The sequence below is a fragment of the Mesorhizobium sp. BR1-1-6 genome (assembly GCF_020165355.1).
Classification (GTDB): Bacteria; Pseudomonadota; Alphaproteobacteria; order Rhizobiales; family Rhizobiaceae; genus Mesorhizobium.
In genome coordinates, this window is sequence record NZ_JAIUHZ010000010.1 from 59,097 (window position 1) to 74,705 (window position 15,609).

A 15,609-nucleotide genomic window follows, 5' to 3' on the forward strand; every position below is an offset into this window, starting at 1 on the left:
GAATATCATGACCATGAACTACTACACGCTTGGCAACAGCGGCTTGCGCGTCAGCCGGTTGGCGCTTGGCACCATGACCTTCGGCACCGAATTAGGCTGGGGCACTGATAGGGATACAGCCCGCGCAATCTTCGACGAATATGTCGAGGCGGGCGGCAATTTCTTCGACACGGCCGATCTCTATACCGGCGGCACCGCCGAGACCTGGCTCGGCGAATTCGTCGCCGAGCGCGGATTGCGCGACAAGGCGGTGATCGCCACTAAATTCACCTTCAATTCAGAACCCGGCAATCCGAACGCCGGCGGCAATGGCCGCAAGAACATCATGCGCGCCGTGGACGCCTCTCTGAAGCGGCTCGGAACCGACTATATCGACCTCTATCTCATGCATGTGTGGGACAGGCTGACGCCGGCCGAGGAGGTGCTGCGCACGCTGGACGACCTGGTGCGCGCGGGCAAGGTACGCCACGTCGGCCTTTCCGATGTGCCGGCCTGGTATGCGGGGCGGGCGCAGGCGATCGCAGAATTGCGCGGCTATGAGCCGATCTCGGCCCTGCAGCTCGAATATTCGCTGGCCGAACGCTCGATCGAGCATGAGTTCGTGCCTTTCGCCACGCATCATGGCGCCGGCGTCATGGTTTGGAGCCCGCTGGCCAGCGGCTTGCTCAGCGGCAAATATCGCCCGACGCAAGCCGGCAATGCCGGCCGGCTCGACGGTTTCCGCAACACCACGCATCCGAGCTTCCGGAAATTCAGCGACCGCAATTGGGCGATCGTGGCCGAGCTCGAAAAGGTGGCCGCCGAACTCGGCCGCAGCATGGCCCAGGTGGCGCTCAACTGGGTGGCGACGCAGCCCGGCGTCGCAACCGTCATCCTGGGCGCGACCAAGCTCGCGCAACTGCAGGACAACCTCGCGGCGCTGGATTTTTCGATTGCCCCCGAACTCCGCAAGCGGCTGGATTCGGTGAGCAGCATGCCGGCGCCGTTCCCGCATTCCTATTTCGGGCCCGAGATCCAGGTCAGGGTGGCCGGCGGTGTCGTGACCGGCGACAAGCCCTCCGGCTATTCGCCGCAGGTTCTGGTGGAAGGCGAGGCGGTCAGCATCAGCAGCAACTGATCGAAAAAGCCTGGGATTTTGCGCAAGGGCGCGGCGTGACATCGCCGCGCCCTTCGTGTATCGGGTCGAACCATCATGCCAGCGCCGCCAGGCGAAGCGGGGCAGTTTCGCCTCCTGATTTGCCGCGCCGAGATTTTCGAGGACCAGATGACGGTGAAGCCCCTCTACCGACGTGTCTTGCTGAAAGCGTCTGGTGAAGCGTTGATGGGCGAACAGCATTTCGGCATCGACGTCTCGGTCGTCGACCGCATCGCCGGCGACATCGCCGAAGCCCGCGCGCTCGGCATCGAGGTTGGCGTCGTCATCGGCGGCGGCAATATCTTTCGCGGTGTGGCGGTTGCCTCCAAGGGTGGCGACCGCGTCACCGGCGACCATATGGGTATGCTCGCCACCGTCATCAATTCGCTGGCGCTGCGCACCTCGCTGAACAAGATCGGCGTCGATGCGGTGGTTCTTTCCGCGATCGCCATGCCTGAGCTTTGCGAGAGCTTTTCGCAGCGCCAGGCAACCGCCTACATGAACCAGGGCAAGGTGGTGATCTTTGCCGGCGGCACCGGCAATCCGTTCTTCACCACTGATTCGGCCGCAGCACTTCGCGCCGCTGAAATCGGCGCCGACGCGCTGTTCAAGGGCACACAGGTCGACGGCGTCTATTCTGCCGACCCGAAGAAGGACCCGAACGCGACGCGTTTCGAGCGCATCAGCCATGCCGAAGTGATAAATCGCGGCCTTTCCATCATGGATACGGCAGCGATTGCACTTGCGCGCGAAAACAACATTCCGATAATCGTCTATTCGATCCACGAAAAAGGTGGTTTCGGCGATATTCTAAGGGGCGGCGGCCGCTGCACGGTCGTCGCGGACGATTGATCCGGGGCCTGATCGCGGAAAAGGCGAAAACCGGTTTCGAAATCAGGCTCGAACACGGGGCCTTGCCCCGAAAGCAGTGAACCCGCGTCAGACGGGTCGAGGAGACTAAGATGAGTGGTGAGTACGACGATCTCAAGCGGCGCATGGATGGGGCAATCGCCGCGTTCAAGCATGACCTGGCTTCGCTGCGGACCGGTCGCGCTTCCAGCAACCTGCTCGACGCTATCCAGGTGCAGGCCTATGGCACCAGCATGCCGATCAACCAGGTGGCCAATGTCACGGTGCCTGAGCCGCGCATGATTTCGGTGTCGGTCTGGGACAAGTCGATGGTGGGCGCGGTCGATCGCGCCATCCGCGAATCCAATCTGGGCTTCAACCCTATCGTGGACGGCACCAATCTCAGGATTCCGCTTCCGGAACTCAACGAGCAGCGCCGTAAGGAACTCGTCAAGATCTCGCATGGCTACGCCGAGAACGCCCGTGTCGCAGCGCGCCATGTGCGCCGCGACGGCATGGACTTCCTGAAGAAGGCGGAGAAGGACGGCGTCATCAGCGAGGACGATCAGCGCAAGCGCTCCGACCAGGTCCAGAAGCTTACCGACGAAACGATCAGCACCATCGACCACCTGCTTTCCGACAAGGAAGCTGAAATCATGCAGGTTTAGGGTCTGGCCGGCGGCTGGCCCGAAAGCGAGATCATGGCAACGCCCGCGCATGTCGCGATCATCATGGATGGAAACGGACGCTGGGCCAAGGCGCGCGGCATGCCGCGGCTCGCCGGCCATCGCGCGGGCGTAGAAGCACTGCGCAAGACGGTGCGCGCCGCGCCCGATCTCGGCATTTCCTACCTGACTGTCTATGCCTTCTCTTCGGAAAACTGGTCGCGGCCGAAATCCGAAGTCAGCGACCTGATGGGCCTGTTGAAGCTGTTCATTCGCCGCGATCTCGCCGAACTGCACCGCAGCGGCGTGCGCGTCAGGATCATCGGCGACAGGGCAGGGCTGCAGCCCGATATCAGGCTCCTGCTCGAAGAAGCCGAAGCGCTGACGTCGGCCAACGAGGCGCTGACGCTGATCATCGCCTTCAACTACGGCGGACGCGACGAGATCGTGCGCACGGCGCGCAAGCTTGCCTCGGCCGTCGCGCGCGGCGAGCTCGACAGCGAGGCGATCACCGCCGAATCCTTTGCCGGCTGCCTCGACACGCAAGGCGTTCCCGATCCCGAACTGGTCATACGCACCAGCGGTGAGCTTCGCCTTTCCAATTTTCTTCTGTGGCAGGCTGCCTATAGCGAGCTTGTGTTCCTGCCCTGCTATTGGCCCGATTTCAGCCGAGAGCATCTAGCCGAGGCCTTGCGCGAGTTCGCCGGGCGCGAACGCCGTTTTGGCGGGCTGGATCCGCAAGATGTCGCTTCGCGGCCGGCCGCGGGATGAGCAATCTCCAGCTTCGCGTTCTTTCGGCGGTCGTGCTTGCCATCGCGACGCTTGGCCTGACCTGGTTCGGCGGCCTGCCGTTCCGGCTGCTTTCAGCCGCGATTTCGGCGGTGATCTTCTACGAATGGACGCGCATGTCTCGCCCTTCCGGGACGACCGGGCTCGGTTTTTTGCCGGAAGCGCTGCTGCTGGTGTTTCTCGGCGCCCTGATCACCGGCCTGCCTGCCTTGTGGCTGCTGCTTCTAGTGGCTGCACTGGTCGCCGTCACGGCCATCGCCGCCCAACTGCGCGGGGCCGGGCAGTGGGATGCCTCCGGCCTTGCCTATGCAGCCGTCTCGGGTCTTTCCCTTGCGCTTCTGCGTGACGGCGACCATTCCGGCCTCGTCGCCATCCTGTTCCTGTTCGCGGTGGTCTGGGCGACCGACATCTTTGCCTATTTCGTCGGCCGGGCCGTCGGTGGCCCGAGGCTGGCGCCGTCCATCTCTCCCGGCAAGACGCGAAGTGGCGCGCTCGGCGGCGCCGTGGGCGGGGTCGTTGCGGGGCTCATCCTGGCCGTCGCCGCCGGTGCGGGCAACCTGCCAATGCTCGGTCTCGTCGCGCTCGCGCTTTCAATCGTCTCCCAGGCTGGCGACCTCCTGGAATCCTGGGTCAAGCGCCGCCACGGCCGCAAGGATTCGGGCGCGCTCATTCCGGGCCATGGCGGCGTCATGGACCGTGTCGACGGGCTTGTCGCGGCGGCTTTCGCCCTATACGTCATCGGCTGGATTTCGGCGGGCGCCGATCAGCCGGCACAGGGGCTGTTTCCCATTTGAACGGCATCGTTCCACGATCGATGCGGGCGCGCCTTGGATTCGCCTGGATTGATGTCACAGTCGCGGCGCAACGGTGTCGCGGAAGAACTGAGGATTTGAGTTGAACGAGATTCTTCACGCGATCTTCGGCATGGAAGGCTTCCTTCTCGGCACGCTCGTGCCCTTCCTGTTCGTGCTGACCGTGGTCGTGTTCGTCCACGAGATGGGCCACTATCTCGTTGGCCGCTGGTGCGGCATCGGCGTCAGGGCCTTTTCGATCGGTTTCGGCCCGGAACTCTTCGGCTTCAACGACAGGCACGGCACGCGCTGGAAGCTCTGCGCCATACCGCTTGGCGGCTATGTCAAATTCGTCGGCGACATGAACGCCACCTCCAGCCAGCCGTCGACGGAAGAGATCGAAACGCTGACCGACGAGGAACGCAAGGTCGCCTTTCACACCCAGCCGATCTGGAAGCGGGCGGCGACGGTGGTGGCCGGGCCGCTGTTCAATTTCCTGCTGACGATCGTCGTCTTTTCGGTGCTGTTTTCAGCCTATGGCCGCTATGTCGCGGAACCCATGGTGGCCGAGGTGACCGCCGGCAGCCCGGCGGCGAAAGCCGGCATCCTGCCCGGCGACCGATTCGTCAGCGTCGACGGCAGCAAGATCGAAACCTTCGGTGACGTCCAACGCCTGGTTTCGGGCCGGGCCGGCGACAGCATCACCTTCGTCATGCTGCGCGACGGCAAGGAAGTGACCGTGACCGCCACGCCGCAGCTGATGGAGCAGCAGGACGCGCTCGGCAACAAGGTCAAGGTGGCCGTGATCGGCGTCGTCAACAACCAGGAACTCGGCCAGCCCAGGCTGATCACCTACAGCCCCGCCGGCGCGTTGGCCGCGGCGGTGGAGGAAACCGGGCACGTCATCCAGCGCACCGGCCAGTTCCTGCAGCGTTTCGTCGTCGGGCGCGAGGACAAGTGCCAGCTCGGCGGCCCGGTGAAGATCGCGGACATGGCCGGCAAGGCGGCGAAGCTCGGCTTCGAATGGCTCGTGCAGCTCGTTGCGCTGCTGTCCGTGGGCATCGGCATCCTCAATCTTTTGCCGATTCCCCCCCTCGACGGCGGCCATCTCCTGTTCTACGGCGTGGAGGCCGTCATCCGCCGGCCGGTGTCGGAACGGATGATGGAAATGGCCTATCGGGCCGGTCTGCTTCTGGTTTTGGGCTTCATGGGTTTCGTATTCTGGAACGATCTGTTTGGATGCTGAAATCATGAAGAAATTTGGCTTCGGGATGGTCGATGTTGAGACGCCGTTTACCATGCACGGGGATATGAGTGACGCGAAAGCCACGCACCAGGGTTAAGTAAATACAAATTAACCAGAAGCCTTGCGTGTAGGGAAAATCCGGTTAATACGGTACGAGAAATTACCGCACGTCCGGTTTTCTCGCCGTGGGGACTACGAGAAAAGGTTATTAAGCCCGATGAAGGCAGCATCCAAGTTTTTGAGCGCCGCTTCCGCGGCAGCCCTGTCCGCGGCTTTGGTCGTGCCAGGTGCGCTCGCAGTGCAGTTCGTTGCCACATCGGCGGCCGAAGCCGCTGTCGTCAGCAGGGTGGAGGTGAGCGGCAACCAACGTGTCGACGCCGATACCATCCGCAATTACATCACCATCAAGCCGGGCAAATCCTTCTCCAGCTCCGACATCGACAGCGCGGTCAAGGCGCTCTTCGGAACCGGGTTGTTCTCGGATGTGCAGATCAATCAGGTCGGTTCGACGTTGGTGGTCAAGGTTTCCGAGTACCAGGTCGTCAACCAGGTGCTGTTCCAGGGCAACAAGAAGCTCAAGGACAACGCGCTTGCGGCTGCCGTGCAGTTGAAGCCGCGCGGCACGTTCTCGCAGGCGGCGCTCGACGCCGATGTAGAGTCGGTCAAGGCCGCCTACAGGCGTATCGGCCGTGACGATGCCGCCGTGACCACCGAGGTCATGCAGCTCGGCGACAACCGCGTGAACGTGGTCTTCCATGTCAATGAAGGTGATCGCACGCAGATCGCGGCGATCAATTTCGTCGGCAACAGCGCTTATTCGAGCCGCCGCCTGTCAGATGTGATCACGACCAAGCGCTCGTCCTGGGTTTCGTTCATCCTGCGCGACGACGTCTATGACGACGACAAGCTGCGCGCCGACCAGGAGCTGCTGCGGCGCTTCTACTACAATCACGGCTATGCCGACTTCCAGGTCGTGTCCGCTGTCGGCGAACTCGACAACGCGACCAACAAGTACACGGTCACCATAACCGTCCAGGAAGGCGAGCGTTATACGTTCGGCGACATCAGCGTCGAAAGCACGATTCCGGAAGTCGACTCGAAGGCGCTGGAATCGGTGGTCGAGACCCACAAGGGCGACGTCTACAACGCCAAGAACGTCGAGGACACCATCATTGCCCTGACTGAGAAGGTGGCCGGCTCCGGCTACGCCTTCGCGCAGGTCACGCCGCGTGGCGACCGCAATTTCGAGAATCATACGATTTCGGTGGTCTACACCATCGACCAGGGCACCAAGGCCTATGTCGAGCGCATCGAGATCCGCGGCAATGACCGCACGCGCGACTATGTCATCCGCCGCGAGTTCGACGTCAGCGAAGGCGACGCGTTCAACCAGGTGCTGATCCAGCGCGCGAAGAAGCGGCTGGAAGATCTCAATTACTTTGACAAAGTCGAGGTTTCGACGGTCCCCGGGTCGGCGCCGGACCAGGTCGTGCTGGTGGTCGACGTGGTCGAAAAGTCGACCGGTGAGTTCTCGGTCGGCGCCGGCTATTCGACCGGTGGCGATACCGCCGGTCCGTCCGTCGAAGGATCGATCACCGAGCGCAACTTCCTCGGCCGCGGCCAGTTCATCAAGGTGTCGGCGGGTGGCGGCAAGAACTCGCGCGATTACAGCCTTTCGTTCACCGAGCCCTATTTCCTCGGGCGCCGTATCGCCGCCGGCTTCGATATCTACAAGCGGACCAGGGAATACGACGACTACGACAGCGATACTGTGGGCGCGACGGTGCGCTTCGGCCTGCCGATCACCGACAGCATCTCGACCCAGCTGGCCTACAATATCTCCCGGGAGAAGTATGAGGTAGACGACGGTTGCGATGCCACCGATGTAGATCCCAGCGGCACCTGCGATATTTCCCGGGCGGTGTTGGATGGCATCGAGCAAAGCCCTTGGATCAAGTCGTCAGTCAGTCTGGGACTGGTCTACAACACCATCGACGACATGAAGAACCCGCATGAGGGTATCTATGCCACCTCCACCGTGGAAGTGGCCGGCCTCGGTGGCGATGCAAAGTTCGTCAAGGTGACGGGACGCGGCAGCGTCTATCAGACGCTGTCCGAGCAGCTCGACCTGGTTGGCCTTCTTTCGGGCGGCGCCGGCCATGTCGAAGGCTACGGCGGCGACGGCGATCTGCGCATCTTCGATCACTTCCAGAGCACCGATCGCATGATCCGCGGTTTCGCTTATGGCGGCATCGGTCCAGTCGACAGCGACGGTGCGGGTGACCACCTTGGCGGCACCACTTATTTCAACGCGTCGGCAGAGGCTCAATTCCCGCTTCCGGTTGTTCCAGAAAGCTTCGGCCTGCGCGGCGCGGTCTTTGCGGACGCAGCAACACTCTATGGCAGCAAGGTTGCCAATGATTTGGTTGACCAATCATCCGTGGGCATGAAATGGCGCGCCTCGGTCGGTGTCGGCCTGATGTGGGCTTCGCCGTTCGGCCCGATCCGTATCGACTATGCGATCCCGGTCAAGAAAGAAGCAAGGGACGACGTGCAGGAATTCAACTTCGGCATATCGACCCGCTTCTGACCGGCGGATGACGATGCTCCCGGATCGTTGAGGTCCGGGAGAAAATGTTCCGATCTAGCTGGATATAGCTTCTGGAATGACCGATCCGGTGTTCTTCGCGCCATCACGCCGGTATACGGCGGGCGAAGTCGCGAATCTGACCGGCTCGGTGCTTGTCGATTCCGGCCAGTCCGGCGTTTTCATCGACGCGCTGGCGCCGGCCAACGAAGGCGGCGAGAATGCACTCGTTTTCGTCGATGGCAAACGCAATTCCTCGCTGATGCCGTCGCTGCGGGCGGCTGCGGTGCTGTGTCCTGCGGAGTTCGCCGGCAAGGCGCCTGCCGCCATCGCCGTCCTTGTGCATCCCCGTCCGCAACAGGCATTCGCGCTGGTCGGACGACTGCTGTTTCCGACGGCGGCGACCCCGGGGCCAATGACCGGTGAAACCGGTATCTCGCCGCATGCCCATATCGATCCGAGCGCACATGTCGAGGAAGGTGCCGTCGTCGAAGCCGGCGCGGTGATCGGTCCTGCGGTGTCCATAGGCGCCGGCACCGTCATCGCGCCTCACGCCGTCGTCGGCCGTTCCTGCCAGATCGGGCGTGACGGCTATATCGGCCCGGGCGCCAGCGTCCAATATGCCTTGATCGGCAACCGCGTCATCATCCATGGCGGCGCCCGGATCGGCCAGGACGGCTTTGGCTTCGTTGCCGGCGCCAAGGGGCCGGAACGTGTTCCGCAGATCGGCCGCGTCATCATCCAGGACGACGTCGAGATCGGTTCCAATTCCACGGTCGACCGCGGCGCCATGTCCGATACGATCATCGGCCAGGGCACCAAGATCGACAATCTCGTGCAGATCGCGCATAACGTCCGCATCGGCCGCAACTGCATCGTGGCCGGACTTTCGGGTATCTCCGGTTCCGTCGTCGTGGGCGACAATGTCACCATGGGCGGCGGCGTCGGGCTTGCGGATCACCTGACCATAGGGTCGGGCGCGAAGCTTGCCGCGAGAAGCGGATTCATGAGCAATGTGCCCGCGGGCGAGATCTGGGGCGGCTATCCGGCACAGCCGATGGCGGAAGCCATGCGCGAGATAGCCATGCTGCGCAAGCTCGCCAGGACCCGCAAACAGGGCGAGGGGAGCAATGGCTGACATCACCGGGACGACGCTGGAAGCAGTCGACATATTGGGGCTGATGAAGCTCCTGCCGCATCGCTATCCGTTCCTGATGATCGACCGCATCGTCGACATTGATGGCGACGAATCCGCCACCGGCATCAAGAACGTGACCATAAACGAGCCGCATTTTCAGGGTCACTTCCCCGAGCAGCCGGTCATGCCGGGCGTGCTCATCGTCGAGGCGATGGCACAGACTGCCGGGGCCATCTGCATCCGCAGTCTTCGCACTGAAAAGCCGTCGCTGGTCTATTTCCTGACCATCGACAACGCCAAGTTCCGCAAACCGGTCGTTCCCGGCGATCAGTTGAAGATCCATGTCAAGAAAATCAAGAAACGCGGCAACCTGCTCAAATTCGCCTGTGAAGCCCTGGTCGACGGCAACAAGGCCGCCGAGGCTGAGATCTCAGCCATGATGGTCACCGGCGACTGACAATCGAATGCTTATGAAAATCAAGACATCCATCCATCCTTCCTCCGTCGTGGAGGAAGGCGCTCAAATCGGCCAAGGCGTCCGCATAGGACCGCTCTGTTATGTCGGCGCAGATGCCGTGATTGGCGACGGCGTTGAACTGGTCAGCCATGTCTCGGTGATAGGCGCGACGACGATCGGCGCGTCGACCAAGGTCTATCCGATGGCGATACTGGGCGGGCCGCCGCAGAACACCAAGCACAAGGGCGGCCGCACCACGCTCGTCATCGGCGAGAACTGCACGATCCGCGAAGGCGTCACCATGCATGTCGGCACCGATACCAGCCGCGGCGAAACGACGGTCGGCGACAATGGGAATTTTCTCGCCTACGCCCACATCGCCCATGACTGCGTCGTCGGCAAGAACGCCACCTTCGCCAACGGCGCGACGCTGGGCGGACACTGCGAAATCGGCGACAACGTCTATATCGGCGGTCTCAGCGCCGTTCATCAATTCGTGCGGGTAGGCGACAACGCTTTTCTTGGCGGGTGCTCGGCTTTTGTGGGTGATGTCATTCCCTATGCCATGGCGGCGGGAAATCGGGCCAGCCTGCGCGGCCTCAACATCATCGGGCTCAAGCGCTCCGGTCTGCCAAGATCCGAGATCTATCTGCTGCGCAGGGTCTATAAGACAATATTCGACCGCTCGCGCACCGTTGGCGAGAACATCGAATTCGCCAAGGCGGAATTCGCCACGTCACCGACCGCCATGAAGATCATCGATTTCATCTCCAGTCGCGGCAAGCGGCACTATGCTGTGCCATCGCTCAAGGGGAGCGATGGCGATGACGGCGATGACGAAGACTGAGGCGGCGGCAGCGGATTTCGTTCTCTCGCCGGGGGCCAGGGTCGGCATCATCGCCGGTGGCGGCAGCCTGCCGGTGGAAGTCGCTCAAGGCCTGGCCGCGCATGGCTACCCGCCCTTCATCCTCTTGATGGAAGGTGAGGCCGACCGCCGGCAGGAGTTGCTCCGATACGAACACGACAGCCTCGCCCTTGAGCAGATCGGTTCACTGGTGGCGACGCTGAAGCGCCACGGCATCACTCATGTGGTCCTTGCCGGCGAAATCAGACGCAGGCCCCGGCTGACCGACATCCGTCCTAGCCTCGGCTTGCTGGCGATCGTGCCGTCGGTGATCATGGCGCTGGCGCGCGGCGATGACGGACTTTTGAAGGTGGTGACACGCGGCCTGGAGAAGCGGGGCATCAAAGTGGTCGGCGCGCATGAAGTCGTTCCCGAACTGGCCGCCGGCGAAGGCACGCTGACCGCTGCGAAACCAAAGCAATCGGACTGGCGCGACATCGAGGCGGCCAGGCTGGCCGCCAAGGCCATCGGCGCGCTTGATATCGGGCAGGCGGCGATTGCGATCGGAGGCCGGGCCATCGCGCTGGAAGGCATCGAAGGCACGAGCGGCCTGCTCGAAAGAGCGCGCGCGCTGCGCGGCCATGGCAGGCTTGCCGGAAAGACCCGCGGAGTGCTGGTCAAATGCGCCAAACCCGGCCAGGAGCTGCGGGCCGACCTGCCGTCGATAGGGCCGCAAACGGTGGAAGCAGCGTATGCGGCGGGGCTTGCCGGCATTGCCGTCGAAGCGGGGCGCTCGCTGATCCTGGAAGGGCCGGCAACGCTGTCGCGGGCGAACGCGCTCGGTCTGTTCATCGTCGGCCTGCCAGCGGCGGAGCCGGCGCATGGCTGACAAGGCGCTGAAGATCGCAATCGTGGCCGGCGAGGAATCCGGCGACCTGCTTGGCGCCGACATCGTGCGCTCGATCAAGCAGTCGACGGGGCGCGAGGTGCAGATCGTCGGTCTCGGCGGCCGCCATCTGCAGGCGCTCGGGCTGGTTTCGCCGTTCGACGCCGGAGAGATCGCCCTCATGGGCTTCAGCGCCATCTTGCGTGACCTGCCGCGGCTGATGCGGCGGATCGGCCAGCTGGCCAGCACGGTCGCGGATGCGAAGCCCGACTGCCTCATCACCATCGACAGCCCCGACTTTTCGCTGCGCGTGGCCAGGAAAGTGCGCGCGGCCAACCCGTCCATCCCGATTATCCACTATGTCTGTCCCAGCGTCTGGGCATGGCGGCCGGGCAGGGCGGTGGCGATGAAGCCCTATGTCGACCACATCCTCTGCATCCTGCCGTTCGAGGTGAAGGAGCTAGGCAGGCTCGGCGGACCGCCAGGGACCTATGTCGGACATCGCCTCACCCATGACGCGGGCGTGCTCTCGGCAGCCAGGACGCAGGCCCAACCGCGGGATCTTTCGCCGGATCGCCTGAAGACGCTGCTCGTCCTGCCCGGCTCGCGACGCAGCGAAGTGCGGCGGCTGCTCGAGCCGTTTGGGGAGACCGTGTCGATGCTGCGGGCACGCGGGCATCGCCTGCGGCTGATGTTGCCGACCGTGCCGCATGTCGCCGATGTCGTGCGCTCGGCGGTCGCTCGCTGGGACGAGAAGCCCGAGATCATCCTCGACCCTGAGCGAAAGTGGCAGGCCTTCGGCAAGGCTGACGCGGCGCTGATCGCGTCCGGCACGGTTTCGCTTGAACTGGCGCTGTCCGATGTGCCGATGATCTCCTGCTACCGGCTTGACCCTGTTGCGCGCATCGTGGCGCCATATCTCGTTTCGGTCTGGTCGGCGCTGCTACCCAATCTGATATCGGATCGGGCGCTGATCCCGGAATTCTACAACGAGTATGTCAAGCCGAACAATCTGGCCCGCCAACTCGAAGCGCTGTTCGCCGACACAGGCATGCGCAGATGGCAGAAGGACGGGTTCGCCGAGATCGCGCGGCGCATGACAACCGCCAAGCCGTCAGGCGACATCGCCGCGCAAGTGGTGATGGGGTATATCAAGAGAGTGAGTAGTGAGTAGTGAGTAGGATTACCGCTCTTTCCCTACTGACTACTGACTACTCACTTATTCACTTCTTCCTTTTTACCGCTTCGCGATCGGCACATAGTCTCGCTCCGGCGCGCCGGTGTAGAGCTGGCGGGGGCGGCCGATCTTCTGGCGCGGATCCTCGATCATCTCCTTCCACTGCGCGATCCAGCCGACGGTGCGGGCGACGGCGAACAGCACGGTGAACATGGTGGTGGGGAAGCCCAGCGCCTTCAGCGTGATGCCGGAGTAGAAGTCGACATTGGGGTAGAGCTTCTTCTCGATGAAATAGGGATCGGTGAGTGCGATCTTCTCCAGTTCCATGGCGATGTCGAGCAGCGGATCGTCCTTGATGCCGAGTTCGCCCAGCACCTCATGCGCGGTCTTTTGCATGATCTTGGCGCGCGGATCGTAGTTCTTGTAGACGCGGTGGCCAAAGCCCATCAGCCGGAACGGATCGTCCTTGTCCTTGGCGCGGGCGATGAATTCCGGAATATGATCGACATGGCCGATCTCGCCGAGCATGTTCAGCGCCGCTTCGTTGGCGCCGCCATGCGCCGGGCCCCACAGGCAGGCGATGCCGGCGGCGATGCAGGCGAACGGATTGGCGCCAGACGAGCCGGCGAGCCGCACGGTAGAGGTCGAGGCGTTCTGCTCATGATCGGCGTGCAGGATGAAGATGCGCTCCATGGCGCGCGCCAGGACCGGGTTGATCTTGTATTCCTCGCATGGCACGGCAAAGCACATGTGCAGGAAGTTGGCGGCGAAATTCAGTTCGTTCTTCGGGTAAATGAAGGGCTGGCCGATATGGTATTTGTAGGCCATGGCCGCGATCGTCGGCATCTTGGCGATCAACCGCATCGACGCCACCATGCGCTGGTAAGGATCCGAGATGTCGGTGGAGTCGTGATAGAAGGCCGACAGCGCGCCGACCACGCCGCACATCACCGCCATCGGATGCGCGTCGCGGCGGAAGCCGGTGAAGAAGCGCGACATCTGCTCATGCACCATGGTGTGGCGCGTCACGCGGTAATCGAAATCGTCCTTCTGCGCCTTGGTCGGCAGTTCGCCGTAGAGCAGGAGATAGCAGACTTCCAGGAAGTCGCCATGTTCGGCCAACTGGTCGATCGGATAGCCGCGATGCAGGAGAATGCCGGCGTCGCCATCGATGAACGTGATCTCGGACTCGCAGCTTGCCGTCGAGGTGAAGCCGGGATCGTAGGTGAAGGCGCCGGTGGTGCTGTACAGCGTGGCGATGTCGATGACGTCAGGCCCGACTGAACCACTTCGCACCTTGAATTCGTGCGTCTTGCCGGCGAATTCCAGCTTTGCCGTGGCTTCCTGGGTCTTGCCGCCCAGTTCCCGTCTTGTCGCAGCTTCGGTCATTGCAAACTCCTTCTTGTTTCCTCATGCCGGCAAAGGCAAATTCTGCAAAGCGACACGTCGAAGTCACCGAATGCGCGTATTCGCGACCGCATTTTAGGAAGTGCGTGCCAGATTGGGCCAAGGCTCAATGTTGCACTGCGAAACGCGCCTTTCAATGCCAATCTTCTTGGGCCAGATTGCTCCTAATCGATTTGATCGGCGATGCGCGCCAGGCTCTCCTCGCGACCAAGCACGGCGAGAACGTCGAACACGCCGGGCGAGGTGCTCTTGCCTGTCAAGGCGGCGCGCAAGGGCTGGGCGACGGCGCCGAGCTTGTAGCCGCCGGCCGTCGCATAGTCGCGGATCGCGGCTTCAGCCGAGGCCGCCGTCCAGTCGCCTGAAACCGCCTCGAGCGCGTCGTGAGCGCCACGCAGGACCTTGCGCGCATCGTCATTGAGCAGCAGGGCTGCCTTCTCATCGATCGGCAACGGCCGCGCGGCAAACAGGAAGGCAGCGCCATCGACGAGTTCGACCAGCGTCTTGGCGCGCTCCTTCAGGCCCGGCAGCGCTGCCAGCAACTGCGCCCTGTTCTTGTCGTCGAGGCGTGCGGCCATCGCCGGGCCGCCCTCGAGATAGGGCAAGGTGGCAATGAAGATATCGAACAGCTCGGCATCGCCCATGCGGCGCATATGGACGCCGTTCAGCGCCTCCAGCTTGGCGAAATCGAAGCGGGCGGCGCCCTTGTTCACATCGCCGATGTCGAACCATGCGATCATGTCCTGGATCGACATGATCTCGTCGTCGCCGTGGCTCCAGCCGAGCCGAGCCAGGTAGTTGAGCAGCGCTTCGGGCAGGTAGCCCATGGCGCGGTAGGCCTCCACGCCCAGCGCGCCGTGCCGCTTCGACAGCTTGGCGCCGTCGGCGCCGTGGATCAGCGGTATGTGCGACATTGAAGGCACATCCCAGCCCATGGCGTTGTAGATCACGGTCTGGCGGGCGGCATTGGTCAGGTGGTCGTCGCCACGGATGATGTGGGTGACGCCCATGTCGTGATCGTCAACGACGACGGCATGCATGTAGGTCGGATTGCCGTCCGAGCGCAGGATGATGAAGTCGTCCAGATCCTTGTTGGGAAAGCGCACGTCGCCCTGGACACGGTCATGCACCACCGTCTCGCCTTTGGTCGGCGCCTTGATGCGGATCGCGCCCTTGACGCCAGGAGGCGCCTGCGAAGGGTCGCGGTCACGCCAGCTTCCGTCATAGCGCGGCGGCAGGCCCTTGGCCCGCGCCGCGTCGCGCATTGCCTCAAGCTCGGCAGGGGTCTCGTAGCTGTAGTAAGCCTTGCCCATGCGCACCAGCTCCTCGGCCACCTCGCGATGGCGCGGCGCGCGCTCGAACTGCGAGACGGCGTCGCCGTCCCAGGTGAGGCCGAGCCAAGTCAGTCCTTCGAGAATGGCTGCTGTCGCCGCATCGGTGGAGCGCTCGCGGTCGGTGTCCTCGATGCGCAGCAGCATCGTACCGCCGGTGTGCTTGGCGTAGAGCCAGTTGAAGAGCGCCGTACGCGCGCCGCCGATGTGCAGGTAGCCGGTGGGCGAGGGGGCAAAACGGGTGACAACCTTGTCGGACATACAACTCTCGGGAAACGTCTGGAGCGGGGTGCGGATCACACGCACTTTC

14 protein-coding genes are annotated in these 15,609 nt (G+C 63.1%); 12 read left to right on the forward strand and 2 right to left on the reverse strand.

What is annotated here, in order from left to right; all coding sequences use genetic code 11:
* The first annotated feature begins 7 nt into the window (after positions 1-7).
* The 12 genes from LB545_RS19600 to lpxB all read left to right on the forward strand — a co-directional run bounded on the left by LB545_RS19600 (position 8) and on the right by lpxB (position 12,561).
* Positions 8-1,117: an aldo/keto reductase gene (locus LB545_RS19600; RefSeq protein WP_140525238.1), complete on the forward strand. Its 1,110-nt coding sequence runs from the start codon at positions 8-10 to the stop codon at positions 1,115-1,117.
* A 147-nt stretch (positions 1,118-1,264) separates the two neighbouring features.
* Positions 1,265-1,987 (forward strand): UMP kinase, encoded by a 723-nt coding sequence (gene pyrH / locus LB545_RS19605; RefSeq protein WP_140498986.1) that lies wholly within the window; start codon positions 1,265-1,267, stop codon positions 1,985-1,987.
* 110 nt (positions 1,988-2,097) lie between these two features.
* Positions 2,098-2,652, forward strand: coding sequence for a ribosome recycling factor (gene frr / locus LB545_RS19610; protein ID WP_140498698.1), 555 nt, complete (start codon positions 2,098-2,100; stop codon positions 2,650-2,652).
* 33 nt (positions 2,653-2,685) lie between these two features.
* Positions 2,686-3,420, forward strand: a complete 735-nt coding sequence (locus LB545_RS19615) for an isoprenyl transferase (RefSeq protein ID WP_140498696.1) — start codon at positions 2,686-2,688, stop codon at positions 3,418-3,420.
* Entirely contained in the window at positions 3,417-4,232 is an 816-nt protein-coding gene (locus LB545_RS19620) for a phosphatidate cytidylyltransferase (RefSeq protein ID WP_140498694.1), read from the forward strand. The genes LB545_RS19615 and LB545_RS19620 overlap by 4 nt, the downstream gene beginning before the upstream one ends.
* 100 nt (positions 4,233-4,332) lie before the next feature.
* Positions 4,333-5,475 (forward strand): RIP metalloprotease RseP, encoded by a 1,143-nt coding sequence (gene rseP / locus LB545_RS19625; RefSeq protein WP_140498692.1) that lies wholly within the window; start codon positions 4,333-4,335, stop codon positions 5,473-5,475.
* A 217-nt stretch (positions 5,476-5,692) separates the two neighbouring features.
* On the forward strand, positions 5,693-8,065 hold the full coding sequence (gene bamA / locus LB545_RS19630; protein ID WP_140898794.1) for an outer membrane protein assembly factor BamA: 2,373 nt from the start codon (positions 5,693-5,695) through the stop codon (positions 8,063-8,065).
* A gap of 76 nt (positions 8,066-8,141) precedes the next feature.
* The gene (gene lpxD, locus LB545_RS19635; RefSeq protein ID WP_140525234.1) at positions 8,142-9,200 is read left to right on the forward strand and encodes a UDP-3-O-(3-hydroxymyristoyl)glucosamine N-acyltransferase; all 1,059 of its coding nucleotides are present in this window, start codon (positions 8,142-8,144) and stop codon (positions 9,198-9,200) included.
* The gene (fabZ, locus tag LB545_RS19640) at positions 9,193-9,657 is read left to right on the forward strand and encodes a 3-hydroxyacyl-ACP dehydratase FabZ (protein WP_140498686.1); all 465 of its coding nucleotides are present in this window, start codon (positions 9,193-9,195) and stop codon (positions 9,655-9,657) included. Before lpxD ends, fabZ begins: the two co-directional genes overlap by 8 nt.
* A 13-nt stretch (positions 9,658-9,670) precedes the next feature.
* Complete coding sequence (lpxA, locus tag LB545_RS19645; protein WP_140498684.1) at positions 9,671-10,504, forward strand: acyl-ACP--UDP-N-acetylglucosamine O-acyltransferase; 834 nt, start codon at positions 9,671-9,673, stop codon at positions 10,502-10,504.
* Entirely contained in the window at positions 10,491-11,390 is a 900-nt protein-coding gene (locus LB545_RS19650; RefSeq protein WP_411971087.1) for an LpxI family protein, read from the forward strand. The genes lpxA and LB545_RS19650 overlap by 14 nt, the downstream gene beginning before the upstream one ends.
* Complete coding sequence (gene lpxB / locus LB545_RS19655; RefSeq protein WP_140729160.1) at positions 11,383-12,561, forward strand: lipid-A-disaccharide synthase; 1,179 nt, start codon at positions 11,383-11,385, stop codon at positions 12,559-12,561. Before LB545_RS19650 ends, lpxB begins: the two co-directional genes overlap by 8 nt.
* 63 nt (positions 12,562-12,624) lie before the next feature.
* Here the strand turns inward: lpxB and gltA are convergent, their stop codons facing one another.
* The gene (gene gltA / locus LB545_RS19660; RefSeq protein ID WP_140498678.1) at positions 12,625-13,953 is read right to left on the reverse strand and encodes a citrate synthase; all 1,329 of its coding nucleotides are present in this window, start codon (positions 13,951-13,953) and stop codon (positions 12,625-12,627) included.
* Positions 13,954-14,135: 182 nt separating this feature from the next.
* Positions 14,136-15,560: a glutamate--tRNA ligase gene (gene gltX / locus LB545_RS19665; protein WP_140498676.1), complete on the reverse strand. Its 1,425-nt coding sequence runs from the start codon at positions 15,558-15,560 to the stop codon at positions 14,136-14,138.
* Positions 15,561-15,609: the final 49 nt, after the last annotated feature.

Coding starts and splice junctions, on each gene's coding strand:
- LB545_RS19600 (WP_140525238.1), top strand. CDS start 8: ATGACCATGAACTACTACACGCTTGGCAACAGCGGCTTGCGCGTCAGC.
- pyrH (WP_140498986.1), top strand. CDS start 1,265: ATGACGGTGAAGCCCCTCTACCGACGTGTCTTGCTGAAAGCGTCTGGT.
- frr (WP_140498698.1), top strand. CDS start 2,098: ATGAGTGGTGAGTACGACGATCTCAAGCGGCGCATGGATGGGGCAATC.
- LB545_RS19615 (WP_140498696.1), top strand. CDS start 2,686: ATGGCAACGCCCGCGCATGTCGCGATCATCATGGATGGAAACGGACGC.
- LB545_RS19620 (WP_140498694.1), top strand. CDS start 3,417: ATGAGCAATCTCCAGCTTCGCGTTCTTTCGGCGGTCGTGCTTGCCATC.
- bamA (WP_140898794.1), top strand. CDS start 5,693: ATGAAGGCAGCATCCAAGTTTTTGAGCGCCGCTTCCGCGGCAGCCCTG.
- lpxD (WP_140525234.1), top strand. CDS start 8,142: ATGACCGATCCGGTGTTCTTCGCGCCATCACGCCGGTATACGGCGGGC.
- fabZ (WP_140498686.1), top strand. CDS start 9,193: ATGGCTGACATCACCGGGACGACGCTGGAAGCAGTCGACATATTGGGG.
- lpxA (WP_140498684.1), top strand. CDS start 9,671: ATGAAAATCAAGACATCCATCCATCCTTCCTCCGTCGTGGAGGAAGGC.
- LB545_RS19650 (WP_411971087.1), top strand. CDS start 10,491: ATGACGAAGACTGAGGCGGCGGCAGCGGATTTCGTTCTCTCGCCGGGG.
- lpxB (WP_140729160.1), top strand. CDS start 11,383: ATGGCTGACAAGGCGCTGAAGATCGCAATCGTGGCCGGCGAGGAATCC.
- gltA (WP_140498678.1), bottom strand. CDS start 13,953: ATGACCGAAGCTGCGACAAGACGGGAACTGGGCGGCAAGACCCAGGAA.
- gltX (WP_140498676.1), bottom strand. CDS start 15,560: ATGTCCGACAAGGTTGTCACCCGTTTTGCCCCCTCGCCCACCGGCTAC.